Genomic DNA, 26,130 nt, shown 5'->3' with positions numbered 1-26,130 from the left:
TCCGCGATAATTTTGGTGAAGCGAAATGGAAATAGATGTTCTGGGTTGCGGCAGCGCCTTCTCGCTGCAACAAAATACCTCTGCGCTGCGCGTGATCGACCGTGAAAACCGACAGTGGTTGATTGATTGCGGCCCCACGATCCCGCGCGCGCTGTGGCAGCGTGGCCTTGATGTGAATGCCATCGACGCGATTTACTTCACCCATGTTCACCCGGATCACTGCACGGGGTTAACGGCGCTACTGAATTACTGGAAAAGTTTTCAGCGCAGCAAACCGCTGGTTATCTGGTCACAGCGCGAACAGCGCTCGGTACTGATGCAGCTGGCAGGCCTCGCCAACTGGCCGGATACGTCGCTCTGTTTCGACATCGACTGGCGCGACAGCGAACCGCTGTGGCGCTGGCACGACTGGCAAGTGAGTACTGCATTCACGCATCATGAAATTCCCAATCTTGCGGTGCGTATTGAAGCAGACGGCGTGGCGCTGTTCTACAGCGGCGACGGACGCCCGACGCCGGAGAGTATTGCATTGATGCACCATGCGGATCTGGCGTTTCAGGAGTGTGCATCCATGACACCGTTGGCCAGTGACGCTTCACACGGCGATTTTCCCGGTTGCCAGGCGCTGTTTACCCAACTGCGTTTACCCGCGCTGGGGTTGTATCACTGTAATGACGCCGCGCGTCCGGCACTGACGCAGGCTTGCCTTACGCATCAGGGACTGTTTGTCAGCGAAGATGGCATGCGCATTGAGATTACGCGCCGCACGGAGGGGAGCATTTGAGTCAGGTAATCCGCAAACAGGCCGTTACGGCGGAAGATGTGGCGAAACGGGCGGGCGTCTCCCGCGCTGTGGTGTCACGCGCATTAAGTAGCAACGGCAGCATCTCGCTGGCAACCAAAGAGAAAGTACTGCGTGCCGCGCAGGAACTGGGTTATCAGGTCAATTTTCTCGCGCAGGGGCTGAACCGCCAGCGCAGCCATCTGATTGGCGTGATTGTGGCGCGCATTGGCGATCCTTTTCGCAGCAGCCTGTTGGAAGGGTTACTGCATGAGATCCAGCGGCGCGGCTACCAGGCGCTGGTGACCGAAATTACCGGCGAGCAGGATCTGGTCACTACGCTACGCCGTTTCACTCAATTTCGCGTCTCTGGCGTGATTGTTACCTCCGGCAAACCGCCGGAGGCCATCGTCAACGAGTGTGTCGGCCAGCAGATTCCAGTGGTTGGCATCAATCGTCATCCCGATATTCCGTTTGTCGATTTTGTCTGCTCGGATAACCATCGCGGTGCACAACTGGCCGCCGAACAGTTGGTTCACGCGGGTTGTCGCCGTTTCGGCTGGCTAATCAACCGTAACTCCACATGGGCAGGCGTGATGCGCGGCGAAGCTTTTGAGCATGCGCTGCAACAACTGGACGTTGATACGCAACGGCATCTGCGCTGGATAAGCGCCAGCGAAGAGGGCTACGACGGCGGATGGCAGGCTGCGCTCAACGATAAAGACGAATTACCGGAAGGGATCTTTTGCGCCAATGCGCAATTGGCCTGTGGTTTTCTCGACGGCATGCGCCAGCGCGGTAAGTTCGCGCCGCACGACTTCCATTTGATAGGCTTTGATAATACGCCACAAAGCGGCCAGTTCAGCTACCAGCTCACTACGCTGCATCAGGATGTGGCGGAGATCTCACGGCGGGCGTTAACGCGCCTGCTGGAGCGGGCCAAAAATCCCTTACAGCCTTCCCGCGTTGAGTGGGTTAAGGTGGAACTGATTCACCGACAAACATCGCCACGTATTGGCTAAGAGTCCCGCTATGACAGAAGAGTTTACCCACGCGCTCTGCGCGTTGATTCGTCGTCTCGGCCAGCAAGCGAAGCAACTTCGCGATAACGGGCTAACGATTGAACAGAAAGGCCGCCAGGATTTTGTCTCCCAGGCGGATGTGTATGTGGAAAACGAACTGCGCGCATGGTTGAAAACGCAGCGCCCGCAGGATGGCCTGCTAGGCGAAGAACGCGGGCTTGAGCCGGGAAGCGACGGCATCTGGGTTATCGATCCGATCGACGGTACCACCAACTTTATCCTCGGCATGGATTACTGGTGCATCTCCGTCGCCTATGTTCGCGCGCACAACATTGAGCTGGGCATCATTTATGCCCCCGATCGTAACGAGTTTTTCTTCGCGCAAACGGGCAAAGGCGCGTACTTAAACGAGCAGAAGTTGACGATTCGCGAGCCGTCGCCGGAGGCTGTGGTTCTGGGGCTGGGTCGTTCAAGCCGTACCCCGCCGCGCGACTATACGCAGACCATTGAAACCCTTTTTGAGCATGGCATTGAGCACCGCCGCTTTGGCGCCGGCGCGTTGATGCTGGCACACGTCGCGGCAGGCCAGGTACATGGTTATTTTGAGGCCCATCTTCATAGCTGGGATGCGTTGGCCGGTCTGGCGCTAATTAAGGAAGCGGGAGGCGTACACAACGATTTTCTCGCCAGTGATGGTCTGACGCAGGGAAACAATGCATGGGCGGCAAGCCCGGCGGTGTGGAAACGTCTGCAACCGGTACTGTTGCCAAACGGCTGAAGCCAAAAGCCCCCGACAAGCGGGGGCGCAATTCCATTATTTGGAAACTTTATCCCAGGCCATATCCCAGGCGCTACCGCGAAGGCCGCACCGGAACACCAGTTGGTGTACGGCCGCGGTTTGCACTGGTAAGCGTCGCCGTCAGTACCAGTCACAATATCACCTCCGGCATAAGGGAAACTTTCCTGATAAGCCGTGTGAGTTCAACGGGTCGATACCATCCAGCTCTTCTGAGTGCGCAGAGATCGCCGTGACTTTACCGCTCAGATAGCGCATCGTTCCCAACTGCGTTGGGATCACCATCTTCATCTCCTGGCCCAGCAGTTTTGCCGATCGAGGATGAAATCTTTGCTCCGCAGCTCGACCTGAACGTGAAAGGGCATGGAGTGCTGTTCTTCCCCCTTTAAACGTCCAGAATAAGAGCGAATCACTTCCGGAGGATGACAGAACGGTTATCCGGTTAACCATACGTGTTCCTTTATTGCCGAGGCGAATATTTCGCGTGATATTAACTGGATATAGCTGAAACTTGCACCGATTGGTAATTAAGAATCATCACATTTCCATTAAATTATTATAACTAGTTGAAAATTAATTAATAAATTTATTTTAGCAAATTTATTTATGGTTATTAGGCTATGCGATTCAACCAACATATTGATTGCGCATCATATATTTTGAGAGGGTAATATTATTCTCAGCACTAACAATTAAATAATTTCGCAGATTACTTTAGGCAAATTTAATTATATGTCAGGAAATAAAAAGATGGCCCGCCAGCGGGCCATTGTCGATTTCAGAAAAAGCGGTGACCGGCAGCCAAGGTAATGGCCGGTTGCCTGGCTTTAAACAGCAGGGCCGATTTGTCGCCGCCGAGTTGTGCGTGGCCGTCCTGTACCGTGATCCAGCTTCCTTCCGGTAAACCGATCACTTCCAGTTCCGGCGCCACCACCAGCAGCTCGCGAATGCGCTGCTCACGCGTTTCTCCCTGATGCCCGGCGGGCAGCGCGTTGGTAAAGTGCGGGTTGATCTGCAATGGCACCAGATTGAGTGCATCCAGACCGCCCGGATCGATAATCGGCATATCGTTGGTGGTGCGGATCGTCGGACAGGCCAGATTCGCCCCGGCACTCCAGCCAACATACAGCGCACCGTTGTTCACGGCCTGGCGGATCGGTTCGATCAACCCGCGTTCGCGGCAATTTTTCAGCAGGTTAAACGTGTTGCCGCCGCCAACCATCACCATCTCTGCAGCGGCAATCGCCGCAGGTGCGTCGTCCACGGTATGAATGCCGGTGATAGATAGATCCAGCTCCGCCAGCGCCAGACGGACTTTATCCGTATAGGCATCAAAGGTTTGCGTTACGCCCGCGAAGGGAATAAATACCACCTTGCGACGCCCGCCAAGCTGCGCTTTCAGCAGCGGTAGCGCATATTCCAGATATTCGGTGCCAGGCAGCACCGAATTGCTCAGTAACAACAACTCCATAACCCTCTCCTTTTACAGCAAATTGCGTAGCAGATCGGCTAACAGCTTATTCGATAGTACAACGGGCAGCGGAACGTGACGGGCGCAGATCGCCTGATGCCAGGCAGTGTAGCCCATGCAATCGGTCAGAATCACGTCCGCGCCCTGCGCTTGCAGCGAGCAAGCGGCGGCGGCCACGTCGTCTTCGCTGGCGGTATAGGGCGAGGCAACGGCAAACACCGGTGTTTGCACGGCGCCGCGCCACTTCTCCAGCTCGCTGGCGATCTGCGCTTCCAGCGGCACAAGGATCCCGGCACGACGCTTCCCTACCAGAGCGTTCAACGTCGGCGGCAGGATCTGATCCGGCTCGATCAACCACGCTTTTTTACTGCTCAAACCGTGAAATTCACCGGTACAAAGAATAGCGATGATCTCGCAGCCCTGCGCTTCCAGCCAGTCGATCTTCTGTTGCAGCGCGTCGCTGACCGCCGGTTTGCCCATCACGACGGCTCGCCCGTCCAGCAGACGCGAAGTCAGCAATGCATCGCCAGGTTTTGGCGCAAAACGCGCCGCGATGACGACATCATCCAGCCCATCCAGCACTCCGGCGTGCAGGCAGTTCACCTGCACGGGTAACGCCGCATCGAGGATGGGCGTGATGTCGCTGCGCGGTGCCTGGCCGATGGTTAGCGTACCGATTTTGCGGATCGCCATTTCACACTCCCGGCTGACGTTTTTGCAAATGCGCCAGCGAACCGTACAGATCGAGCAAGCGCTGGTATTCCGCTTTATCGAAGAACTGGCAGGTGCCGCGGGTAAACTCTTTCGCCACTTCTACAGCAAATTTACAGGCCAGCGCGATATCCGTTTCGTGGCTCGCCCCGGTGCCACAGCCCGGTACAGTGCTTACCGCCGTAATCGCCACGCCAACCACGGGTGCAGCGGTGGCAATCGACGGTTGCAGAATGCTGTTCAGGTGATAAACCCCATTACCGTACGGCGTGATGTCCTGGGTGGTGATCGGAAAAGTGACCGGCAGTTGCCCGGTGGTCATTTCCATGATGCGCAGCAGATCTTCTTCCACACGCAGGATGTAACCCGCTTTGACCGTCGGCGAAATAGCAAAGCCTTTATGGTTGATGATGCGGTTGCCTTTGGTGGTATCAATCGACAGCACCGCATCCATTTCATCGGAGACTTCCTGCTCGTTCATGTCTTCGGTTTCGACTGGCGAATCCATAAAATCAACCGGCTCGTGTGGTCGCGTTGGCGCATCCGGGCAGATATGGGTGGTGACAATCACATCGCCTGGCAGGCTGTCTCCCTGGCGCTGCATCTCCGCCAGTTTGAGCGAACTGGCAATCGCCGCCACGGCGCCGTCTGCGTCGGAGACCAGCCCAATTCGCCCCGGACGCGCGCCAATCCCCCCCAGACGTCCGACAATCCCCAGCGTCGGCGCGCTGCCGCCGCGGCGTTTACCTTCGGTGCCGGGAATGACAATTTTAACGAAGTCGGTGCTGCCTTTCGGGCCACTGACCGCTTTCACGCTCACCTCGAGGTTGCTGTAGCCCGCCAGCAGAGTTTTCACCTTGTCACCGCTGGCATACGCGCTATCGAGTAACTCAAAGACCTGTAACGTTTGTTGTAAGCTCATCATATTTTCTCTGAAATGGCGTGATTACTTTTTGCCGCCCGGCAGGACGGAATTAAAGAAGCTGAACAGGGCGTCTCCGGCGATCAAACCCGCCGCCAGCACCTCGATTTTGTTACGCATCGGTTCGCCGCCAATGCGCAGCACCACCGCGCGGATGGCAATACCGATCATCACCGCCCAACCCGCCAGCGGGTTATTGATCAGCAGCCCTGTAGCCAGCAGCACCCCCATCTGACGGCCAGGGCCGCCGATCAACTGGATAATGCCCCCCGGAATGGCCCAAATGAGCAGCGATTTGGCAATATCAAACGACACGCCGGCGTTAATGGCGGCGACATACACTTTTGCCACCGGCGGCACTAGCCCCTGCGAGAAGTAGTCACGGAAAATAAACAGCACCACCGGCATGGCGACGACAAAGGCCAGCATAGCGGCGAGCAGTTGCTGACGGCGGCCCTCCAGCTCAAAGCGGGTATGTTCGCCTTTACCGCGCAGGATCCATCCGGCTTTCAGGTCATAGCCCATATCAGCAAAAGCCGGGCCGGTCGCAGCGGAGAAACCGCACAGCATCGCCAACGCTTGTGGCGGGAAGCCAATCAAAATACCGATAAGCAAGGTGATCAGCGCCACGGCGAAGGCGGGGAACCAGCCGGAGTGCATGGCGGCAAGGCCAACAATCATTTCGTGTAGAAAGGCAGCGAAAGCGGCATAGACCATAAACGCCACCAGCCACGGAAGGGAGAGATGGGTATACAGACCACTGCCAAGCGCAATCAGTACCGAAATCGCCATAAAGCCGAGCGCACCTAAGCGGATGGTTTTGCCAATCTGCTCATTTTGCGCCTGCGGTAGCACGTCGGCGGCGGTATGCTGCGACGCTTTCTGGCTGTTGCTCTGACGTATCAGGCGGATAATCTGGAACAACGCCACCACGCCTGCCCCCGCCATCACGCCGTGCGGGATGTAGAGTTTGTTGATATCAATGTCGAATAGCGGCCCGGAATAACCACGCAGCAGGAAGCCAACGCCGAGCATGCCCAGCGCCCAGATATTGCCGATAAACGCCGTACCCAGCGCTGCCATCGGGAATTTGAACCACGAGCCGACAGCGCCGATCACCATGCCTGTGCCGAGCAGCGCCGCCTGTTTACCGCCCTGATCGCCCGCTTTAATCGACTCCGCCGCCGCAATCCCCGGCGGCCAGGCCCCTTCGGCCGGGAAGATGCGCGTATTGAACAAGCGATAGAGCAGCCAGCCATCCAGCAACATCGCCAGCGCCACGCCGATAAACATTGGCATAACCATTTCGTTATGGCCAAACAGCCACGGAATAGAAATGGGCAGCAGCAGCGAGTTCGCCGCGCCAAAGGTGGCCGCCGACGTCGCGCTTTGCGCCAGGTTTTGAATATGGATGGAGCGAAAACGGGCGAAGCACTGGAGTGGAATACGGGCGATAATCATCGCTGCCATCGCGCCGATGATCGCCGTGTTCGGCGTTACCCCCAGCGTGGTTAGCAGTTGTACGCCAATAACTGCGCCGAAGATGCTGAGTACCAGCAGCAACAGTAATGTGGCCGGGGCAAAAGCACGCGGATGGCTCTCGCGCTGTTCCGGCGGCGTTTCGGATGAGACAGTCTGACTCACGGTTATTCTCCTGGCATTGGCAAAAAGGAAAAATCAAAGCGGGCTGGTCACCAGCGTATCGCCGGTTTTTCCGGCGATGGCGAGGGCAGCTTCTTTCAGTAATGTCGCGATCCGTTGCAACTCTTCAGGGGTAGCAAGGTGTTGAGGGAAGGAGAGGCAGAACGCCACGGCTTCGTGAGTGGCCGGGTCGCCTACTGCGCAACTGACGGAAGCCGTGTCGGCAACCGATTCATTAACGGCCGTTGCGTAACCGGCATCGCGGGTACAGGCCACGGCAGCAACCAGCATACTGACGTCGTGCTGTGTACCGCTAAGCTGCGATACCACCAGCGGGCTGGCAAAAAAATCATGGAGTTGCGTATCGGAAAAACGCGCCAGCAGCGCACGGCCGGTCGAGGTTCCCCATGCTGGCGAGCGGGAACCAGGCCAGGTAACAACCGGCAGCGCCTGACGGCCGTGGATCACTCGCAGCACAAGGATTTCCTGGTTATCGAGCATCGATATATAGCCGGTGTATCCCGTGCGTTCGCACAGATTGCGCAGCGCTGCATCAACATGATCGCTCAGGGTGATTTGGCGGCTGACGAGATGTGAGGCTGACATAATCAACGGGCCAGGCAGAAAGGTGCCCTGGCTTTCGTCCTTTTCCAGATAACCCCAGAACTCAAGCTGGCTCATAACACGTGAAGCGGTACTTTTAGGCATGCCGAGGCGGGTAATCACATCGCTCACGCGGATGCCGCCTTGCAGCTCCACCATCAGTTTCAGGATGTTGGCTGTCGTTTCTAAAATGGACATTGCGAGGTCTCATAAAATGGGACTTAGGTTTCATTAAATGGAACTGCAAGAAGAATGCCAGCACGTAACATGCTGAATTATATTAAGTTGATAAAATTACTCAGAACTCACGCACTAAAATAATGATCAAAAAAGGTGCATTAGCGGCGAAACTTCACGCAAACGGTGCAGTAAAACGGCAGTGAACGACGGCGGGCTTGTATCAAAAAGGAATGGCTTAGTTTTTTTTCGTATAACGTTATTCGTATATATTTGTTTTCGCACACGGTGCAAAGAATATAATTCGCACTAATCCAGCCCGCAAATAATTAAGCCGGGCTAATAAAATATTCCGCCAGCAATTTCTGGCAAGATGCTCCGTCCGGTAGGTGTTCAGTGCCAACATGGTTACCCTTAGCGATTGATTCTTTCTGGCCGATGCTTTCCGCAGGGCTGAAATTCACCATTCCCTTAACGCTGATCTCTTTTATTCTTGGGCTGTCACTCGGGTTTGTGGTTGCGCTTTTGCGTCTGTATGGCCCGGCGTTTTTAAAACCGGTAGTGCGGTTTTACGTCTGGCTGATCCGCGGTACGCCGCTGCTGGTGCAGCTATTTTTGATTTTCTACGCGTTGCCGAGTGCCGGGATCACCATTGATGCCTTCCCTGCGGCGGTAATCGGCTTTACCGTCAATATTGGCGCGTATACCTCCGAAGTGATCAGGGCAACGCTGCTGGCCGTGCCGAAAGGGCAATGGGAAGCCGCCCATTCCATCAGCATGACATGGGCGCAGTCGCTGCGTCGTATTATTCTGCCGCAGGCCGCGCGCATCGCCGTGCCGCCCCTCTCTAACACTTTTATTTCACTGGTAAAAGATACTTCGCTGGCGTCGGTGATCACCGTACCGGAGATGTTTCTTGCCGCGCAGCAAATTGCGGCGGTGACCTATGAACCGCTGATTTTGTACAGCGAAGCGGCGATTATTTATCTGTTCTTCAGTTCTGTGTTATCGCATTTGCAAGAGAAGCTGGAGCGGAAATTAGCGGGTACGACAGTAAAAGGCCAGGTCAATGATAACGCTCTCCAGCATTGAAAAAAATTTCGACGGCAACCGGGTGCTGAAGAACATCAATTTGACGATTGAAGAAGGTACGGTAACCACGCTGATTGGCCCTTCAGGCAGCGGGAAAAGCACCTTATTGCGCTGCATTAATTTGCTGGAAATTCCCCAGTCAGGGGAGCTGACCATCGGCAAAGAGCGCATCACATTCGCGCCGGATGCGCGGATCAAAGGGCAGGATATTCGCCGCATCAGCCGCCAGACCGGTATGGTGTTTCAGAACTTCGCGCTGTTTCCGCATATGACCGCCCTCGACAACATCATCGAAGGGCTGATTACAGTACATAAATGGGATCGCGAACGCGCCCGCCGCCGTGGTGAAGAGCTGCTGGATAAAGTCGGCATGCTGCACAAACGCGATGCTCTGCCAAATACGCTCTCTGGCGGCCAGCAGCAACGCGTGGCGATTGCCCGCGCGCTGGCTCCGTCACCAGCAGTTCTGCTGTGCGATGAACCCACTTCCGCACTCGATCCTGAGCTCTCCGGCGAAGTGGTGGCCGTGCTGCGCCAACTGGCGCTGGAAGGCACCACGATGATCATGGCGACCCATGATTTGCGTCTGGCGGCGAATATTGCCAGCCAGGTGGTATTTCTGGAAGCCGGGGAAATTGTCGAATCCGGCTCCGCTAACGATTTGTTTTTGCACGCGAAGAAACCCCGTACTGCGGAGTTTATCGCCTCGTTAAGCACAGCGCTCCCGGAACTCGGGGCGAGTTAATTAAAACAACATAGGGTAATGCAGATGAAAGCACTCGCAACATTAGTCGTCGCCGGGATTATGCAGCTTGGTTTTGCCCACGCAGCGCTGGCACAGGATGATTTGGCAAAAATTCAGTCCGCTGGCGTACTGAAAATTGGAACTGAAGGCACCTATCCGCCGTTCACTTTCCACAATACTTCCGGCACGCTGGAAGGTTTTGACGTAGAAATTGGCCGTGAAATCGCCAAACGCCTGAAAGTGAACCCGCAGTTCGTTGAAGGTAAATGGGACGGTCTGATCGCCGGTATCGACGCGAACCGTTATGACGTGGTGATCAACCAGGTGGGTATTACGCCGGAACGCGAGAAGAAATTCGACTTCTCCGAGCCGTATATTGCTTCTAAAGCAGTACTGATCGTCAATGACAAAGATAGCAGCATTAAAAGTTTTGCCGATCTAAAAGGCAAAAAATCAGCCCAGTCACTGACCAGTAACTACGGCCAGATCGCGCGTAAATACGGTGCGGAAATTGTTCCGACCGACGGCTTTAACCAGTCTATCGATCTGGTGGTGCAAGGCCGTGCCGATGCCACTATCAACGACAACCTGTCGTTCCTCGACTTTAAAAAACATAAACCGTCTGCACCGGTGAAAATCATCGCCACGGAAGACAATGCGGAGAAATCCGCCGTGCTGCTGCGCAAAAACAACCCGCAGCTGAAAGCGGCGATTGATAAAGCACTGGAAGAGATCAAGGCCGACGGCACCTACGAACGTATTTCCCAGAAATACTTCGGTGCGGACGTGTCTAAGTAATTTTTTAACCCCGCGGTAAAAGAGAACCGTAAGCCCGGATCGGGTTTACGGTTTTTTTATCATCACATGGCTGTAAAATGTGCCAGCTACACTTTCTGCGCAACGTTTCTTCAAAGGGCCGGAAACGCCTGCAGAGGCTTCCTGTTTATCGACGTCGGAGATTTATGATGCCGTACAAGCTCTATACAGTCGTATTGCTTCTCGCTGCCGCAACATTCTCTGCGACAGCCGCTTCTGCTTCACCCCCTTCGATTGGCAATTTGATCAATGAACGCTTGTCGTGGATGAAAGATGTTGCTGGCTATAAAGCGCAGCACCACCAGGCAATCGAAGATCTACCGCAAGAGGAGAAGGTACTGGAGAGTACCCTTGCTGATGCTGATTCTCTGGGGCTAAAAGGCGAGAGCGTAAGGCCATTTATTCAGGCGCAGATGGACGCCGCCAAGGCGATTCAGTACCGCTATCGCGCCGACTGGCTGGCTGCGCCGGAAACTGACTGGCGGCCTCGCCCGCTTCAGGATGTACGGACGCAAATCGGCCAACTTAGCGCTCGTATTCTGCAAAGTGTGGCGGCACGATTAAAGTCCGGGCAACCTCTGACGGAACAGGACCGGGAGGCATTTATGCACGCCGTGCAGCAGAAGAATTTACACAAACAGGATAAGCAAAGGATTTGGGAAACAATGAAAGGGATTTCGTTGAAAGAGTAACTAAAAAACCCTGCCGAAGCAGGGTTTTTTAGTTCTGATTAACGCGCGCTAAAAAGCGCAATCAGAACGGGATATCGTCGTCGAAATCCATAGGCGGTTCGTTAGACGGTGCCGGAGCGGACTGCTGCGGACGAGACTGCGCGCCGCCGCTGAACTGGTTACCGCCCTGCGGCTGCTGAGGCTGGCCCCAACCGCCCTGCTGCTGACCACCAGTAGCAGGTGCGCTGCCGCCCTGACGGCCACCCAGCATCTGCATGGTGCCGCCCACGTTCACCACCACTTCCGTAGTGTATTTTTCCTGACCGGACTGATCGGTCCATTTGCGGGTACGCAGCTGGCCTTCGATATAAACCTGAGAACCCTTACGCAGATACTCACCGGCCACTTCCGCCAGCTTGCCGAACAGCACAACGCGGTGCCACTCTGTCTGCTCTTTCATTTCCCCGGTCTGCTTGTCGCGCCAGGATTCGGAAGTAGCCAGCGTAATGTTGGCAACTGCGCCACCACTCGGCATATAGCGTACTTCCGGGTCCTGGCCCAGATTACCGACGAGAATCACCTTGTTTACGCCTCTGCTGGCCATGTTCGAGTCTCCTGATACGTTAATACGTTTCTTAGTAGTGTAAACGCGCGAGTGTACCATTTCCATGTAGCAATTTGATAGCTGCGAAGGATGTTCCGGAGATATCGCACTCACGGCGCATTGTTGCACATCGAATCATGATTTGCATTCCAATACTGTATATTCAAACAGGTCGAATTGTGTCATAATTAGCCGTTTGTGATCGCCGGTTGTCCTTCAAACACACCGGGCAAAACGTGTTCCTCCGGGTAAAAGGTGAATGGATTGGATAAGATAGAAGTACGGGGCGCCCGCACCCATAATCTCAAAAACATCAACCTCATCATCCCGCGCGACAAGCTGATTGTCGTCACCGGGCTGTCGGGTTCTGGTAAGTCCTCACTGGCTTTCGACACGCTTTATGCCGAAGGACAGCGCCGCTACGTTGAATCGCTTTCCGCCTATGCACGTCAGTTTTTATCGCTGATGGAAAAACCGGACGTTGACCATATTGAAGGTCTGTCGCCGGCGATCTCGATTGAGCAGAAATCAACCTCGCACAACCCGCGTTCCACCGTCGGGACAATTACCGAGATCCACGACTATTTGCGTCTGCTTTATGCCCGCGTCGGTGAGCCGCGCTGCCCGGATCACGATGTGCCGCTGGCGGCGCAAACCGTCAGCCAGATGGTGGATAACGTACTGTCACAGCCAGAAGGCAAGCGCCTGATGCTGCTGGCTCCGGTGATTAAAGAGCGTAAAGGCGAGCACACCAAAACGTTGGAAAACCTGGCAAGCCAGGGCTATATCCGCGCACGTATCGACGGCGAAGTGTGCGACCTTTCCGATCCGCCGAATCTGGAACTGCAAAAGAAACACACCATTGAAGTGGTGATAGACCGCTTTAAAGTGCGCAGCGATCTGGCGCAGCGCCTGGCAGAATCGTTTGAAACCGCGCTGGAACTCTCCGGCGGTACCGCTGTGGTCGCCGACATGGACGATACCAACGCGGAAGAGTTACTGTTCTCCGCCAACTTTGCCTGCCCCATTTGCGGCTACAGCATGCGCGAACTGGAACCACGCTTGTTCTCGTTCAATAACCCGGCAGGCGCATGTCCGACCTGCGACGGCCTTGGCGTACAGCAATATTTTGACCCGGACCGTGTGATCCAGAATCCGGAACTGTCACTGGCTGGCGGCGCGATCCGCGGCTGGGATCGCCGTAATTTCTACTACTTCCAGATGCTGAAATCGCTGGCGGATCACTACAAATTCGATGTGGAAGCGCCATGGGAAAGTCTGAGTGATAGTGTACGGAAAGTGGTGCTGTTCGGTTCCGGTAAAGAATCAATCGAATTCAAATATATGAACGATCGCGGCGACACCTCTGTGCGTCGTCATCCGTTCGAAGGCGTGCTGCATAATATGGAGCGCCGCTACAAAGAGACGGAATCCAGCGCGGTGCGCGAAGAGCTGGCGAAATTTATCAGCAACCGCCCCTGCGCCTCCTGTGAAGGAACGCGTCTGCGTCGCGAAGCGCGTCATGTGTTCGTTGAGAATACGCCGCTGCCGACCATCTCCGACATGAGCATCGGCCATGCGATGGACTTCTTCAATAACCTGAAGCTTTCCGGTCAGCGGGCGAAAATTGCCGAAAAAGTGCTGAAAGAGATTGGCGACCGTCTGAAGTTTCTCGTTAACGTCGGCCTGAACTACCTGACGCTTTCCCGCTCGGCGGAAACACTCTCCGGCGGCGAAGCGCAACGTATTCGTCTGGCGAGTCAGATTGGTGCCGGTCTGGTGGGTGTCATGTACGTTCTGGATGAGCCGTCCATCGGTCTGCACCAGCGCGACAACGAGCGCCTGCTCGGTACGCTGATTCACCTGCGTAACCTGGGGAATACGGTGATTGTCGTCGAACACGACGAAGATGCCATCCGTGCGGCCGATCACGTGATTGATATCGGCCCTGGAGCGGGTGTACACGGCGGGCAGGTCGTCGCTGAAGGGACGCTCAAAGATATTATGGCGGTGCCGGAATCACTGACCGGCCAGTACATGAGTGGCAAGCGTAAAATCGAGCTGCCGAAACAGCGCGTGAGCGCCGATCCGGAAAAAATGCTCAAGCTGACTGGTGCTCGTGGTAATAACCTGAAAAACGTCACACTGACGCTGCCGGTGGGTCTGTTTACTTGTATCACCGGCGTTTCCGGTTCCGGGAAATCGACGCTGATCAACGATACGCTGTTCCCGATCGCCCAGCGCCAGCTCAACGGCGCCACCATCGCGGAACCTGCTCCGTACCGCGATATTCAGGGGCTGGAACATTTCGATAAGGTAATCGATATCGACCAGAGCCCGATTGGCCGCACACCGCGCTCCAACCCGGCAACATACACGGGCGTCTTTACGCCAGTGCGCGAACTGTTCGCCGGAGTGCCAGAATCACGCTCGCGCGGTTACACGCCGGGACGGTTCAGCTTTAACGTGCGCGGCGGGCGCTGCGAAGCCTGTCAGGGCGATGGCGTTATCAAAGTAGAGATGCACTTCCTGCCGGATATTTATGTACCGTGCGATCAGTGCAAAGGCAAACGCTATAACCGCGAAACGCTGGAAATTAAATATAAGGGCAAAACCATCCATGAAGTGCTGGATATGACCATCGAAGAAGCCCGTGAATTCTTTGATGCTGTGCCAGCGCTGGCGCGCAAGTTACAAACGCTGATGGATGTTGGGTTGACCTATATTCGCCTGGGGCAGTCGGCCACCACGCTCTCTGGTGGAGAGGCGCAGCGCGTGAAGCTCGCGCGTGAACTGTCGAAACGCGGTACCGGGCAAACGCTCTATATCCTTGACGAGCCGACGACCGGCCTGCACTTTGCCGATATCCAGCAGTTGCTGGACGTGCTGCATCAACTGCGCGATCAGGGTAATACCATCGTGGTAATTGAGCACAACCTGGACGTGATTAAAACCGCGGACTGGATTGTCGATCTTGGCCCGGAAGGCGGCAGTGGCGGCGGTGAAATCCTCGTTGCCGGCACGCCGGAAACCGTCGCCGAATGCGAAGCCTCGCACACGGCGCGATTCCTTAAGCCGATGTTGAAATAGCGGCTACGAGCGGGTTGATCCTTCATAAAGCTGGTGCCGGATATTCTCTGGTACCAGCTCCATCGCCTGTTTCCAGGAGGCATCCACCAGATAGTAAATCTGCGAATCTGGCAGCGAACCATCGAGATATACCGTGCTCCAGTGCGCTTTATTCAGATGGCGGCTTGGGCGCACATCTTTATGCTGCTGACGCAGCAACTCCGCCAGCTCCGGACTGGTTTTCAACGAAGCTGCCGGGCGACCGTCCACCTCTTTTACCATCGCAAACAGCACATCTGAGACCTTGATTTGCGTAGCTTTCCAGTCGCTGTGCACACTCTGTTCCGCGCCAGGTCTGGACATGCAATACTGTAGTAACTCCGAAATTGTCATCTTTATTCCCCTTGTAGTGTCGCGATAATCGTGCGCGACCCGCCGTGGATACGATGCTCCCCCAGCCAGATCCCCTGCCACGTTCCTAACTGCACGCGCCCATTCCTGATCGGCAGTAGCAGTGAAACACCCAGTGTTGAGGATTTGATATGCGAGGGCATATCATCCGGCCCCTCGTAGTCGTGCTTATACGGTGCATTGTCCGGCACGGCGTTTAAAAAGTGGCGCTCCATATCATCGCGCACCGTGGAGTCACAATTTTCATTCAGAGTGAGGGAAGCTGACGTGTGCATCAGCAACAGATGCAATAAACCCACTTGCACGCGGGGAAGCTCACGAATTTGCGCCAGCACTTCATCGGTGACCAGGTGAAACCCGCGCGATTTCGCGCCAAGCGTAAGCGTCTGTTGATACCACATCGACTATTCCTTCTGCAAAGAGGCCGTTTTTAAGTGTGCTGCAAATTGGCAAAAGGGCAAATCCGGCCTTTAAAACTCCGAGTCGACAATCACCTCTTCGCCCATAGCGCCCGCCTGCGGCAATGGCTTATAGGTAGAATTTGCGGCACGCAGAATGCGGACTGGCCGGGCTTCGCTCGCACGCGCGGCGGCGATATCACTGTCCGAATCGCCGTAGAAAATGCGGATCTGCTTCTCCTTCAGCCACTGAGTTTTGGTGTTCTGCCCTGGCTGGTCGCCGGCAAAAATCACCGGATTCATATTCGCGGCAGGGATCAAAAAATCCTCCTGCAACGTTTTTGTCACGCTTTCTGTTTGGGTCTGGCTACGACCGGTAATGAAAAAGATGCTGTCGCCGCGTTTCACATGCATGGCGATTAACTGACGTGCAACCTCTTTGGGAATGCTGAATGCATCCCAGCCGTTATTCATTTTCTCCCAGAACGCCGGGGTGTGCAGGTAATCATCACTGTCCGGAGACCAGGTTTTCTTGCCACGCCAGAAACCAGGACTGGAGAAAAGCACCGTATCGTCGATATCAAACCCGACAGCCATTGGGGGGCGCTCCACCAGCGAACTTTCAATTTGCGCCACGGAAACCCAGTGAACAGGTGCCTGCTCGGCCAGTTTGATGATGTTGGTACCCTCCACAACCGGAGAAGGTACGGAGGCATAAACCGCAAGGCTACCTGACGCCAGCCATAAACAGGCTGCGCCAAAAAGACGAGTGATCGTTCGCATATTTATCCCTAAATTATCAGTTCGTTATATTCATAAATGGTGCGAATGGTCAAAATGTTACCCGACCTTAACCCCAGAGACAGATGAAACAAAGAATTTTCTGCGAATTACGCGGATAATGAGAGAATAGGTGGGGATAATGACCTTCTGCGCGTGGGTAGAAGGTCAGGGAAAACTAAAAAGTGAGCAGGTGCTTACATTACAGCGGCAAATGCTTGCGCCACGCGCTGCACGTTGCGGCTGTTCAGACCGGCAACACACATGCGACCGCTGGCAATCAGGTAAACGCCAAACTCCTCACGCAAACGATCGACCTGCATCGCACTCAAGCCTGTGTAGCTGAACATACCGCGTTGCCTAAGCAGATAGTCGAAATTCCCGCCCGGCACGGTTTCGCGCAGCACCTGCACCAGTTGCTGGCGCATTGCCTGAATGCGCGTGCGCATCGTTTCCACTTCCTTCAGCCAGAGCGCCCGTAGCGCCGCGTCACCGAGCACGGTCGCTACCAGTTGCGCACCAAAACTTGGCGGGCTGGAGTAGTTGCGACGAACGGTAGCTTTCAGTTGTCCCAGCACGCGGCCTGCGGCTTCGCTGTCTTCACACACTACGGAAAGGCCGCCGACACGCTCGCCATACAGGGAGAAAATTTTGGAGAACGAGTTACTGACCAGCGCAGGCATCCCGGCGCTGGCAATAGCGCGGATAGCGTAAGCATCTTCTTCCATGCCCGCGCCGAAGCCCTGATAAGCGATGTCGAGGAATGGGATCAAATTGCGTGCTTTCAGCACGCCAACCACCTCGTCCCACTGGGCGTTAGTCAGATCCGCGCCAGTCGGGTTATGGCAGCACGGATGCAGTAATACGATGCTTTGTTCCGGCAGGGTATTCAGTTTTTCCAGCAGTGCCGGGAAGCGCACGCCGTTGCTTTCGTCGTCGTACCAGGGGTAAGTACTTACTTCGAACCCAGCGCCTTCAAAAATAGCGATGTGGTTTTCCCAGGTCGGATCGCTGACCCAGACGCCGGAGTTGGGGAAGTAGCGTTTCAGGAAATCCGCGCCTATTTTTAGCGCACCGGAGCCGCCCAGCGTCTGGATAGTTGCCACGCGGTTTTGCGCCAGCACCGGATGATCTGCGCCAAACAGCAGGGGTGCAATGGAGTGACGGTAGCTGTTCAGCCCTTCCATCGGCAGATAGAGCGATGCGCCATGCGGTTGCGCATTGAGGCGCGTTTCGGCTTCAGCCACTGCTTGCAGGCGTGGAATAATGCCATCTTCGTTGTAATACAACCCGATGCTGAGGTTAACTTTGTCGCTTCTGGGATCTTCTTTAAAACGCTCCATGAGCGAGAGAATCGGGTCGCCAGCGTAGGCGTCAACTTTTTGAAACACGCGTGTATTCTCCAGGTTTACAGTCGGCAAGACCAACACAATAAACCGGAAGCCAGGGAAGATCGAGAGGAGCAGCGCTTTCCCGTGCAGGAAAGCGCAAAACGTTTAGTCGAGGTACTTCAGGGACGCCCTGGCAGTCAGGCGCGTAATAAGTTCGTAAGCACTCACTTTTGTGATGGCCGCGATACGCTCGACAGGCAAACCATCGCCCCATAGCACTACGCTATCGCCGACGCGCTCACGCGCATCAGGGCCGAGATCGACACATATCATGTCCATTGCTACACGGCCAACGATTGGCACTTCGCGTCCATTGACCAGCACGGGTGTTCCGGAAGGCGCAGCGCGCGGATAACCGTCGCCATATCCCATCGCCACCACGCCCAGACGGGTATCGCGCGCGCTTTCCCAGGTACCGCCGTAACCGACTGCGTCTCCTGATTTGTGGTCACGCACGGCAATCAGCGTGGAAGTCAATGTCATCACCGGCTGAAAACCAAAATCAGCGCCCCACGGTCTGTTTTCCAGCGGCGAAACACCATAAAGAATGATTCCGGGACGCACAGCGTCAAAGTGCGACTGCGGCCACAGCAAGGTGCCGCCAGAAGCTGCAATCGAACGCAGGCCCGGTTTGTCGTCAGTAAAGGCGGTAAAAATACCCAGTTGGCGTTCCGTTACACCGCACTCCGGCTCATCGGCGCGGGCAAAGTGGCTGGCGAAATTCACCGGTTGATGCACATTTTTGCAGCCGGAGAGACGCGTGTAAAACGCCTCAGCTTCATGAGGATGCACACCAAGGCGATGCATGCCGGTATCCAGTTTCATCCATACAGTGACCGGCGCGGACAGCGTGGCCGTTTCCAGCGCATCCAGTTGCCATGGGCTATGGATCACCGTTTCAAGCTGTTGCTCTGCCAGCACGGGCAAATCGCTGGTGGCGAAAAAACCTTCCAGTAACAGAATCGGTTGTGTGATTCCCCCTGCACGCAATTGCAGGGCTTCTTCGAGACGAGCAACGCCAAAAGCGTCGGCATCGGGGAGCGTTCGCGCGGTCTCCACAAGACCGTGTCCATAGGCGTTCGCTTTCACGACTGCAACCAGTCGGCTGGCAGGAGCCAGCTCGCGCAGACGTTGCAGATTGTGTCGCAGAGCGCGGCGGTTAACGACTACAGTTGCCGCTTGCATGTTTTTCCTCAAAAAAACAATTTTCTGAATCATTCGCCTTGCAGGAAAGCGACAAGACCGCGAAACCCCAGAGCTTAGTAAAGTGGCCAGGGTGAACGGGTGCCGTCAACGCACCTGCGGTGCGAAGGATGACGAAAATTTATTCATCGTCGTATTGTGGCCCTGCATAATTATCAAAACGTGACCACTGCCCGTTAAAGGTCAGGCGTACCGTACCGATCGGCCCGTTACGCTGCTTACCAATAATGATTTCTGCAATACCTTTTAAATCGCTATTTTCGTGATAAACCTCGTCACGATAGATAAACATGATTAAGTCGGCGTCCTGCTCGATAGAACCGGACTCACGCAGGTCGGAGTTGACCGGGCGTTTATCAGCGCGCTGTTCCAGGGAGCGGTTAAGCTGCGACAGCGCCACCACCGGCACTTGCAACTCTTTTGCCAGCGCTTTCAGCGAGCGGGAGATTTCGGCAATCTCCAGTGTACGGTTGTCGGAAAGCGACGGTACACGCATCAACTGAAGGTAGTCGATCATAATCAGGCCTATCCCGCCGTGCTCGCGGGCAATACGTCGTGAGCGCGAACGCACTTCTGTCGGCGTCAGGCCGGAGGAGTCATCAATGTAGATATTGCGTTTTTCCAGCAAGATCCCCATGGTGCCGGAAATGCGCGCCCAGTCTTCATCATCAAGCTGGCCGGTACGAATGCGCGTCTGATCCACGCGCGACAGCGACGCCAGAGAACGCATCATAATCTGTTCTGATGGCATCTCCAGACTGAAGATAAGAACCGGTTTATCCTGTAACATCGCTGCATTTTCGACGAGGTTCATAGCAAATGTTGTTTTACCCATCGACGGACGGGCCGCAACAATAATGAGATCCGACGGTTGCAAACCTGCCGTCTTTTTATTGAGATCTTCATAGCCGGTGTTCACGCCCGTGACGCCATCATGCGGCTGCTGGAAAAGCTGCTCGATGCGCGAGACGGTGGCCTCAAGCACATCGGCGATATTTTTTGGGCCTTCATCTTTATTGGCGCGACTTTCAGCGATCTTAAAGACCCGTGATTCCGCCAGATCGAGCAGATCTTCGCTGGTGCGCCCCTGCGGATCGAAACCGGCGTTAGCGATTTCATTGGCTACCGTGATCATCTCGCGAACAACGGCACGTTCACGCACGATATCGGCATAAGCGCTAATATTCGCTGCACTTGGCGTATTTTTCGATAACTCAGCCAGATAGGCAAAGCCGCCGACAATATCCAGTTGCCCTTGCAGTTCCAGCGACTCGGCCAGGGTGATGAGGTCGATAGGTTTCCCCATCTCCTGCAAGCGATGCATCTCGGTAAAAATATGGCGGTGCGGACGGGTATAAAAGTCTTCGGCCACGACGCGCTCAGCGACGTCGTCCCAGCGCTCATTATCCAGCATTAAACCGCCCAACACCGACTGCTCCGCTTCGATGGAATGTGGAGGCACTTTCATCCCCTCGACCTGTCTGTCAGGGGTTTCAGTCTGTTTGTTGAAGGGTTTATTTCCTGCCATAGTGAATGGAGCTATCCGGGTTATGAATGGTTCGAAAGATTATCACATCAGGAGGAAGCATGGCGACACGAATAGAATTTCACAAGCATGGCGGCCCCGACGTGCTCAGCGCGGTGGAATTTACCCCCGCAGCGCCAGCGGAAAATGAGGTGCAGGTAGAAAATAAAGCCATTGGTGTCAACTATATCGACACCTACATTCGCAGCGGCTTATACCCGCCTCCCGCGCTGCCAAGCGGGCTGGGCACCGAAGCCGCAGGCGTAGTAAGTAAAGTGGGTAGTAACGTCACACATATTAAGGTCGGCGATCGCGTGGTATATGCGCAATCCGGTCTCGGCGCCTACAGTTCGGTGCATAACGTTCTGGCAGACAAAGTGGCCGTCCTGCCAAACGCGATCTCCTTTGAACAAGCCGCTGCCTCGTTTCTGAAGGGGCTGACAGTGTTCTATCTCCTGCGCAAAACCTATGACATCAAACCCAATGAGGTATTTTTATTCCACGCAGCGGCTGGCGGCGTCGGACTGATTGCCTGCCAGTGGGCGAAAGCGTTGGGCGCAAAGCTTATCGGTACCGTAGGTTCAACGCAGAAAGCGCAGCGCGCATTGCAAGCCGGTGCCTGGCAGGTAATCAACTACAGCGAAGAGAATGTCGTTGAACGCGTTAAAGCGCTGACCGACGGTAAAAAGGTCAGCGTGGTGTATGACTCGGTGGGTAAAGATACCTGGGAAATTTCCCTCGACTGCCTGCATCGCCGTGGGCTGATGGTCAGTTTCGGCAACTCCTCCGGGCCAGTTACTGGCGTGAACCTGGGCATTCTCAACCAGAAGGGCTCTCTTTATGCCACCCGCCCTTCCCTGAATGGCTATATCACCACCCGCGAAGAGCTAAAGGAAGCCAGCAATGAGCTGTTCTCGCTGATCGCCAGTGGGGTGATTAAGGTGGATGTGGCCGACAACCAGAAGTTCGCACTGAAAGATGCGCAACGGGCACATGAAGCGCTGGAGAGCCGTGCCACGCAAGGCTCAAGCCTGCTGATCCCTTAAGGTAAGCGGCTGAAAGAATTAGGGCCTCCTTCAGGAAGCCCTTTCTTTTTTTAGTTCGGCTGCATTGTAGGGTACAGCGCGATGAATTCGTTAACGCCACGATAGTGACAGATTTAATATCTAAATCCTATTCGGTTCTAAGCAATGCGGCTGGAAATGTCTCAGGGTTGTGATGAACCACTCAATACTTTAGTAACGCCAGTGGTTATTGCGTTGATAACGTGGAACCTTCGGCTCTTTGATGGTACGAATCACCCAAACGACCACTACGGCCAGCAGCAGCCAGGGCAACAGTTTTATCATCAAAGCAAAAAGTCCGCCCAAAAACATAACTGCTGTGGCAACCAGCAGCGCGGCGATAATGCCGAGCAGTGAAATGCCGGTCATCAGTAACATCACAAAAAAGCCAATAATAAACAGTAGTTCCAGCATGGTCTTCTCCTGAGAATCAGTAATACCTTTTGTATTACAAAAAACATGCCAAAAATAACCTAATGATTTTCAAACAAAAAACCCCGCAACGCTGTGCAGGGTTTAGTGAATTTGACCACCTTTTAGTGAAATTTTAACGCTTCGATGCCACCAGGTTTAACGCGTGCTCCACTACCGCGATATCAGCGCCCGCTTTGTGCGCATTTTCACTCAGATAACGGCGCCACTGACGCGCACCCGGCACACCCTGGAATAAACCGAGCATATGACGCGTGATATGACCAAGATAAGCGCCCTGGCTCAGCTCGCGTTCAATATAGGGATACATCGCGCGAACCACAGCGACAGGATCGGTATCCGCGACATTAGCACCGTAAATCACCCGATCGACAGCGGCCAGAATTCCCGGATTCTGATAGGCTTCTCGTCCTACCATAACCCCATCCATATACTGCAAATGGGCTTTAGCTTCTTCCAGAGATTTTATGCCACCATTGATTGCCATCTTCAGGTGCGGAAAATCGCGTTTAAGCTGGTAGACACGCGGGTAATCCAGCGGCGGGATTTCGCGGTTCTCTTTGGGGCTCAGGCCAGAGAGCCAGGCTTTACGAGCATGAATGGTGAAGCTTTCACACTCGCCTTTACCGGCAACGGTGCCAATAAAATCACAGAGGAATTCGTAGCTATCTTGATCGTCGATGCCAATACGGGTTTTCACCGTCACTGGAATAGAAACTACGTCCCGCATTGCTCTAACGCAGTCCGCCACCAGTTGTGCTTCGCCCATCAGGCAGGCGCCAAAACGTCCGTTTTGCACGCGATCCGATGGGCAACCAACATTAAGGTTGATCTCATCGTAACCGCGTGCTTGCGCAAGCTTCGCACAATGCGCAAGCTGCGCCGGATCGCTGCCCCCCAGTTGCAGCGCCACCGGGTGCTCTTCCTCGCTGTACGCCAGATAATCACCTTTACCATGAATAATGGCGCCCGTCGTCACCATTTCGGTGTAGAGCAGCGTCTGGCGCGACAGTAAACGCAGGAAGTAACGGCAATGTCTGTCCGTCCAGTCGAGCATCGGAGCGACACTGAATCGCCCATACCAGTGATTGTCAGAATTTACAGGCATTACGCTGGTTTGGCTGGCGTTAGTCATTTCAGAATTACCGTGCTTTGATTTCCAGAAAAAGAGGTGCTCTCACCGCCATTCCGCCGGTGAGCGAAAGCAATAAGACAATAAGATTCCCTATTGTATCACATTCGCTGTAAGGCGCTGGAGAAGGCATTTTTTCACCGTGTTGAGACGAGGTTCTCTTCCTGTATTTTTTCTAACGCACAAGGGGACTTAACCCAATAGCAGACAGCTATTGTCAGCTGAAACAGGGAGTTATTATGTCTAAACCGTATGTTCGCTTTGATAAAAATCCTGCAGCCGTACTGTGAGTTGATCATCAAACAGGTTTGTTATCTCAGGTCAGAGATATTGAGCCGGACAAATTCAAAAATAATGTTCTGGCATTAAATGTTCTCGCCAACTATTTCAAATTGCCTACGCTTTTGACCACACGTTTTTGAAAGCGGACCGAATGGCCCGCTGGTAACGGAACTTAAAAACGTATTTTCCGGAGGCGCAATGCCTCCGGTTACTCATCAGAAAGTCACGCTAAGCTGTGCCCCGGCCCCCCAGGTTTCATTTTCACCCACCAGACCCATCAGATCGATATGTACGCGGTTAAACGGCGCAAATCCGACACCGCCGGTAAAGACGTTTTTATCATCCCCTTTGACATCTGCGCGGTAACCGGCACGCACCGCCAGCCAGCTCAATGGGCGAACCTCTGCACCCACACCAACATACTGGGAATTTTTCTCACTCTTAAAGCCTTTAGTCTCGGTTAAATCACCGTCGGCGCTCAGTGTCAGCAGGTCGTTATGCCATGCCGCACCCGCCGTCACAACCGGGCTAATCTGGTAAGTATCTTTGTAGCTCACCACATCACCCGTTCTGCCGTTACGGATACGAATATCTTGAGTATCAATATCACGGGAGATCAGGTTGGTACCGGTCAAACCGACCGTCACATTCTCGCCGAAATCCGCTGCCAGGCCGACATCCACGTTGAAGCCTGTATCGTCGGTACGGTAGCGGCTGCTGTTCCAGTCACTACTTTTATAGTCATAAATCGACGCCGTGTAGTTGTAGACCCAGGTTTTCTGTAATTTCGGCGTCACGCCAACGGATAACGGTATGCCGCCGACATCAAACTGGCGAGCCATTGCGATGCCGTAATCCGAGACGATAGCCGCTCGGCCTGAAGCGGTTGAGTTGAGGTTTTTGGTAATTTCGTTGCTGCCATCCGGCGATATCACCGCATTCAGCGCTTTACCTGCAGCAACGGCGGTGCTGTTTTCAATACTGCGCAGGTAGTCAATGTCCTGCTGATCGATTGCCGACGTAACGCGCGCATGGGCGTAAGCTTTCGTCACAAACGCCACGGAAAGGACATCGTTGGGAATGCTTACCGCGATACCGGCGGCGGCTTTGGCCTGCGCTGTTTTTCCTCTCAGAAACTCCAGCTCGTTCGCCAAATCACCTGCGGCGCTCTGAAATTGCCTTACCGTACCGAGCGGATTAGCAATAATTTCCGCAGCGGTGAGACTATCGACAACGTCTTTGTAGCCATCGATTTTGTCATTGATATTGTCGATCTCGTCGCGCAGATTATCTTTGTCGCTAATTTGCGCCTGTACGCTCGGCAGGATGACGGTAATATCATCCTCGGGTTTTGCTTTTGCTAACAGTGCCGGGTTGATTAATGGCCCACTGCCATAGTTTGCGGACGCAACGCCCGTTCCCCCCATTGCATCATTACGTGCTTCTGCCCAGGTATTGGCTGCGCCTGCCTGATTCGCCACAAAAAAGGAGACAGCGATCGCGACCAGCGAAAGTTTAGTTTTTTTATCCACAGTATGCGTCTCGTAGCCAGATGAGTTTTAAGCCTGTAAGTATTGGCACAAACAGGAATGCACTATTGCTGTGAATAACGTAAGAAAATGAAGCTAAATTGCCGGAATACCCGTAGGTACCCGAACATTATTGTTTTAAGGGATGACCATGACTATTTATAGATGACGAAATCCATTTCGGGAAGCGATCCAGAGAAATGGAGATTACTGGCCACGAACTCGGCGTTTTCGGCAGGACATGATAAAGTGTATGGCCTGTATTTCCCCAACCGGAGAGCGCCTATGGATAAGACCACTTCGCAAGAGATGTTAGCACAGGCTGAAAAGCTGTGCGTGCAGCGCAATGTGCGCCTGACTCCCCAGCGTCTTGAAGTGTTGAGATTACTCAGTCTGCAACAAAGTGCCATCAGCGCATACGATCTGCTCGATCTGCTGCGTGAAAGCGAACCGCAAGCCAAGCCGCCGACGGTGTATCGCGCTCTTGATTTCCTGCTGGAACAGGGGTTCGTACATAAAGTTGAATCAACAAACAGTTACGTGTTATGCCACCTTTTTGACCAGCCGACACACACTTCTGCGATGTTTATTTGCGATCGCTGTGGTTCGGTAAAAGAAGAGCAGGCGGAAGGCGTGGAAGATATTATGCATGCGCTGGCGGCAAAGATGGGTTTTGCCCTGCGGCATAATGTGATTGAAGCTCACGGTTTATGTGCGGACTGTGTCGAAGTGGAATCCTGCCGTCATCACGACCATTGCCACCATGACCACAGCGTTCAGGTGAAGAAAAAGCCACGTTAATCGGTTTTGTTTTCGCAAGACGGTAGATAAAACAGCTGGAGGGGTGGTACATCCTTGTACC

General features: G+C 54.4%; 26 protein-coding genes and 1 pseudogene. 11 read left to right on the top strand and 16 right to left on the bottom strand.

Annotated features, from left to right (window positions below; translation table 11 throughout):
- Window positions 1-25 precede the first annotated feature (25 nt).
- The 3 genes from BM427_RS11890 to BM427_RS11880 are packed head-to-tail and all read left to right on the top strand — an operon-like array spanning window position 26 to window position 2,581.
- Window positions 26-784, top strand: coding sequence for an MBL fold metallo-hydrolase (locus BM427_RS11890; RefSeq protein ID WP_090121862.1), 759 nt, complete (start codon window positions 26-28; stop codon window positions 782-784).
- Window positions 781-1,803: a LacI family DNA-binding transcriptional regulator gene (locus tag BM427_RS11885; protein ID WP_090121861.1), complete on the top strand. Its 1,023-nt coding sequence runs from the start codon at window positions 781-783 to the stop codon at window positions 1,801-1,803. The genes BM427_RS11890 and BM427_RS11885 overlap by 4 nt, the downstream gene beginning before the upstream one ends.
- Window positions 1,804-1,813: 10 nt before the next feature.
- Window positions 1,814-2,581: an inositol monophosphatase family protein gene (locus BM427_RS11880; RefSeq protein WP_090121859.1), complete on the top strand. Its 768-nt coding sequence runs from the start codon at window positions 1,814-1,816 to the stop codon at window positions 2,579-2,581.
- 159 nt (window positions 2,582-2,740) lie between these two features.
- On the opposite strand, the gene BM427_RS26010 is transcribed toward BM427_RS11880, so the two are convergent.
- The 6 genes from BM427_RS26010 to BM427_RS11850 form a co-directional block, all read right to left on the bottom strand.
- Window positions 2,741-2,884 carry a hypothetical protein gene (locus BM427_RS26010; RefSeq protein ID WP_244316529.1) on the bottom strand — a complete coding sequence of 48 codons (144 nt, stop codon included), beginning with the start codon at window positions 2,882-2,884 and terminating at the stop codon, window positions 2,741-2,743.
- Between the two features lie 493 nt (window positions 2,885-3,377).
- Complete coding sequence (pepE, locus tag BM427_RS11870) at window positions 3,378-4,070, bottom strand: dipeptidase PepE (protein ID WP_090121858.1); 693 nt, start codon at window positions 4,068-4,070, stop codon at window positions 3,378-3,380.
- A 12-nt stretch (window positions 4,071-4,082) separates the two neighbouring features.
- The gene (locus BM427_RS11865; protein WP_090121857.1) at window positions 4,083-4,763 is read right to left on the bottom strand and encodes an AroM family protein; all 681 of its coding nucleotides are present in this window, start codon (window positions 4,761-4,763) and stop codon (window positions 4,083-4,085) included.
- A gap of 1 nt (window position 4,764) precedes the next feature.
- The gene (locus BM427_RS11860) at window positions 4,765-5,703 is read right to left on the bottom strand and encodes a DUF1177 domain-containing protein (RefSeq protein WP_090121856.1); all 939 of its coding nucleotides are present in this window, start codon (window positions 5,701-5,703) and stop codon (window positions 4,765-4,767) included.
- Between the two features lie 24 nt (window positions 5,704-5,727).
- Window positions 5,728-7,347, bottom strand: coding sequence for an OPT/YSL family transporter (locus BM427_RS11855; protein ID WP_090121854.1), 1,620 nt, complete (start codon window positions 7,345-7,347; stop codon window positions 5,728-5,730).
- Between the two features lie 33 nt (window positions 7,348-7,380).
- A complete protein-coding gene (locus tag BM427_RS11850) occupies window positions 7,381-8,145 on the bottom strand; it encodes an IclR family transcriptional regulator (protein ID WP_090121853.1) in 765 nt (254 codons plus the stop codon).
- A gap of 375 nt (window positions 8,146-8,520) precedes the next feature.
- Between BM427_RS11850 and BM427_RS11845 the strand changes: the two genes are divergently transcribed.
- From BM427_RS11845 to BM427_RS11830, 4 genes are all read left to right on the top strand, one after another.
- A complete protein-coding gene (locus BM427_RS11845; RefSeq protein ID WP_007372446.1) occupies window positions 8,521-9,216 on the top strand; it encodes an amino acid ABC transporter permease in 696 nt (231 codons plus the stop codon).
- Entirely contained in the window at window positions 9,194-9,961 is a 768-nt protein-coding gene (locus tag BM427_RS11840; RefSeq protein ID WP_090121852.1) for an amino acid ABC transporter ATP-binding protein, read from the top strand. Before BM427_RS11845 ends, BM427_RS11840 begins: the two co-directional genes overlap by 23 nt.
- A gap of 24 nt (window positions 9,962-9,985) precedes the next feature.
- Complete coding sequence (locus tag BM427_RS11835; RefSeq protein ID WP_090122719.1) at window positions 9,986-10,759, top strand: amino acid ABC transporter substrate-binding protein; 774 nt, start codon at window positions 9,986-9,988, stop codon at window positions 10,757-10,759.
- 167 nt (window positions 10,760-10,926) lie between these two features.
- On the top strand, window positions 10,927-11,469 hold the full coding sequence (locus BM427_RS11830) for a chorismate mutase (RefSeq protein WP_090121850.1): 543 nt from the start codon (window positions 10,927-10,929) through the stop codon (window positions 11,467-11,469).
- 61 nt (window positions 11,470-11,530) lie between these two features.
- Here the strand turns inward: BM427_RS11830 and ssb1 are convergent, their stop codons facing one another.
- Window positions 11,531-12,052 (bottom strand): single-stranded DNA-binding protein SSB1, encoded by a 522-nt coding sequence (gene ssb1 / locus BM427_RS11825; RefSeq protein ID WP_090121848.1) that lies wholly within the window; start codon window positions 12,050-12,052, stop codon window positions 11,531-11,533.
- Between the two features lie 264 nt (window positions 12,053-12,316).
- Here ssb1 and uvrA point away from each other — a divergent pair, with 264 nt between their 5' ends.
- A complete protein-coding gene (uvrA, locus tag BM427_RS11820) occupies window positions 12,317-15,142 on the top strand; it encodes an excinuclease ABC subunit UvrA (RefSeq protein WP_090121846.1) in 2,826 nt (941 codons plus the stop codon).
- A 3-nt stretch (window positions 15,143-15,145) separates the two neighbouring features.
- On the opposite strand, the gene BM427_RS11815 is transcribed toward uvrA, so the two are convergent.
- The 6 genes from BM427_RS11815 to dnaB all read right to left on the bottom strand — a co-directional run bounded on the left by BM427_RS11815 (window position 15,146) and on the right by dnaB (window position 20,832).
- On the bottom strand, window positions 15,146-15,514 hold the full coding sequence (locus tag BM427_RS11815; RefSeq protein ID WP_090121842.1) for an MmcQ/YjbR family DNA-binding protein: 369 nt from the start codon (window positions 15,512-15,514) through the stop codon (window positions 15,146-15,148).
- Window positions 15,515-15,516: 2 nt separating this feature from the next.
- A complete protein-coding gene (locus tag BM427_RS11810) occupies window positions 15,517-15,933 on the bottom strand; it encodes a secondary thiamine-phosphate synthase enzyme YjbQ (protein WP_090121840.1) in 417 nt (138 codons plus the stop codon).
- A gap of 69 nt (window positions 15,934-16,002) precedes the next feature.
- Window positions 16,003-16,713: an acid phosphatase AphA gene (gene aphA / locus BM427_RS11805; RefSeq protein ID WP_090121838.1), complete on the bottom strand. Its 711-nt coding sequence runs from the start codon at window positions 16,711-16,713 to the stop codon at window positions 16,003-16,005.
- 194 nt (window positions 16,714-16,907) lie between these two features.
- Entirely contained in the window at window positions 16,908-18,101 is a 1,194-nt protein-coding gene (gene tyrB / locus BM427_RS11800) for an aromatic amino acid transaminase (RefSeq protein ID WP_090121835.1), read from the bottom strand.
- 105 nt (window positions 18,102-18,206) lie between these two features.
- Entirely contained in the window at window positions 18,207-19,286 is a 1,080-nt protein-coding gene (gene alr / locus BM427_RS11795) for an alanine racemase (protein ID WP_090122717.1), read from the bottom strand.
- A 139-nt stretch (window positions 19,287-19,425) separates the two neighbouring features.
- Window positions 19,426-20,832: a replicative DNA helicase gene (gene dnaB / locus BM427_RS11790; protein ID WP_090121833.1), complete on the bottom strand. Its 1,407-nt coding sequence runs from the start codon at window positions 20,830-20,832 to the stop codon at window positions 19,426-19,428.
- A gap of 59 nt (window positions 20,833-20,891) precedes the next feature.
- On the opposite strand from dnaB, the gene BM427_RS11785 reads away from it, so the two are divergent.
- Window positions 20,892-21,875 (top strand): quinone oxidoreductase, encoded by a 984-nt coding sequence (locus BM427_RS11785; protein ID WP_090121830.1) that lies wholly within the window; start codon window positions 20,892-20,894, stop codon window positions 21,873-21,875.
- Between the two features lie 189 nt (window positions 21,876-22,064).
- On the opposite strand, the gene pspG is transcribed toward BM427_RS11785, so the two are convergent.
- Together pspG and dusA are read right to left on the bottom strand one after the other, a co-directional pair.
- Window positions 22,065-22,307 carry an envelope stress response protein PspG gene (gene pspG, locus BM427_RS11780; protein ID WP_090121827.1) on the bottom strand — a complete coding sequence of 81 codons (243 nt, stop codon included), beginning with the start codon at window positions 22,305-22,307 and terminating at the stop codon, window positions 22,065-22,067.
- A gap of 133 nt (window positions 22,308-22,440) precedes the next feature.
- Window positions 22,441-23,460 carry a tRNA dihydrouridine(20/20a) synthase DusA gene (dusA, locus tag BM427_RS11775; protein WP_090121825.1) on the bottom strand — a complete coding sequence of 340 codons (1,020 nt, stop codon included), beginning with the start codon at window positions 23,458-23,460 and terminating at the stop codon, window positions 22,441-22,443.
- A gap of 236 nt (window positions 23,461-23,696) precedes the next feature.
- Between dusA and BM427_RS25800 the strand changes: the two are divergent.
- Window positions 23,697-23,925, top strand: a pseudogene (locus BM427_RS25800) (cysteine hydrolase family protein); the annotation flags it as partial.
- 29 nt (window positions 23,926-23,954) lie between these two features.
- Here the strand turns inward: BM427_RS25800 and BM427_RS11765 are convergent.
- A complete protein-coding gene (locus BM427_RS11765) occupies window positions 23,955-25,271 on the bottom strand; it encodes a conjugal transfer protein TraF (protein ID WP_090121822.1) in 1,317 nt (438 codons plus the stop codon).
- Window positions 25,272-25,553: 282 nt separating this feature from the next.
- Between BM427_RS11765 and zur the strand changes: the two genes are divergently transcribed.
- The gene (gene zur / locus BM427_RS11760; protein WP_090121820.1) at window positions 25,554-26,069 is read left to right on the top strand and encodes a zinc uptake transcriptional repressor Zur; all 516 of its coding nucleotides are present in this window, start codon (window positions 25,554-25,556) and stop codon (window positions 26,067-26,069) included.
- Window positions 26,070-26,130 lie beyond the last annotated feature (61 nt).

The sequence above is a fragment of the Kosakonia arachidis genome (assembly GCF_900116535.1).
Lineage (GTDB): Bacteria > Pseudomonadota > Gammaproteobacteria > Enterobacterales > Enterobacteriaceae > Kosakonia > Kosakonia arachidis.
This window is presented reverse-complemented; position numbering and strand designations above follow the sequence as displayed.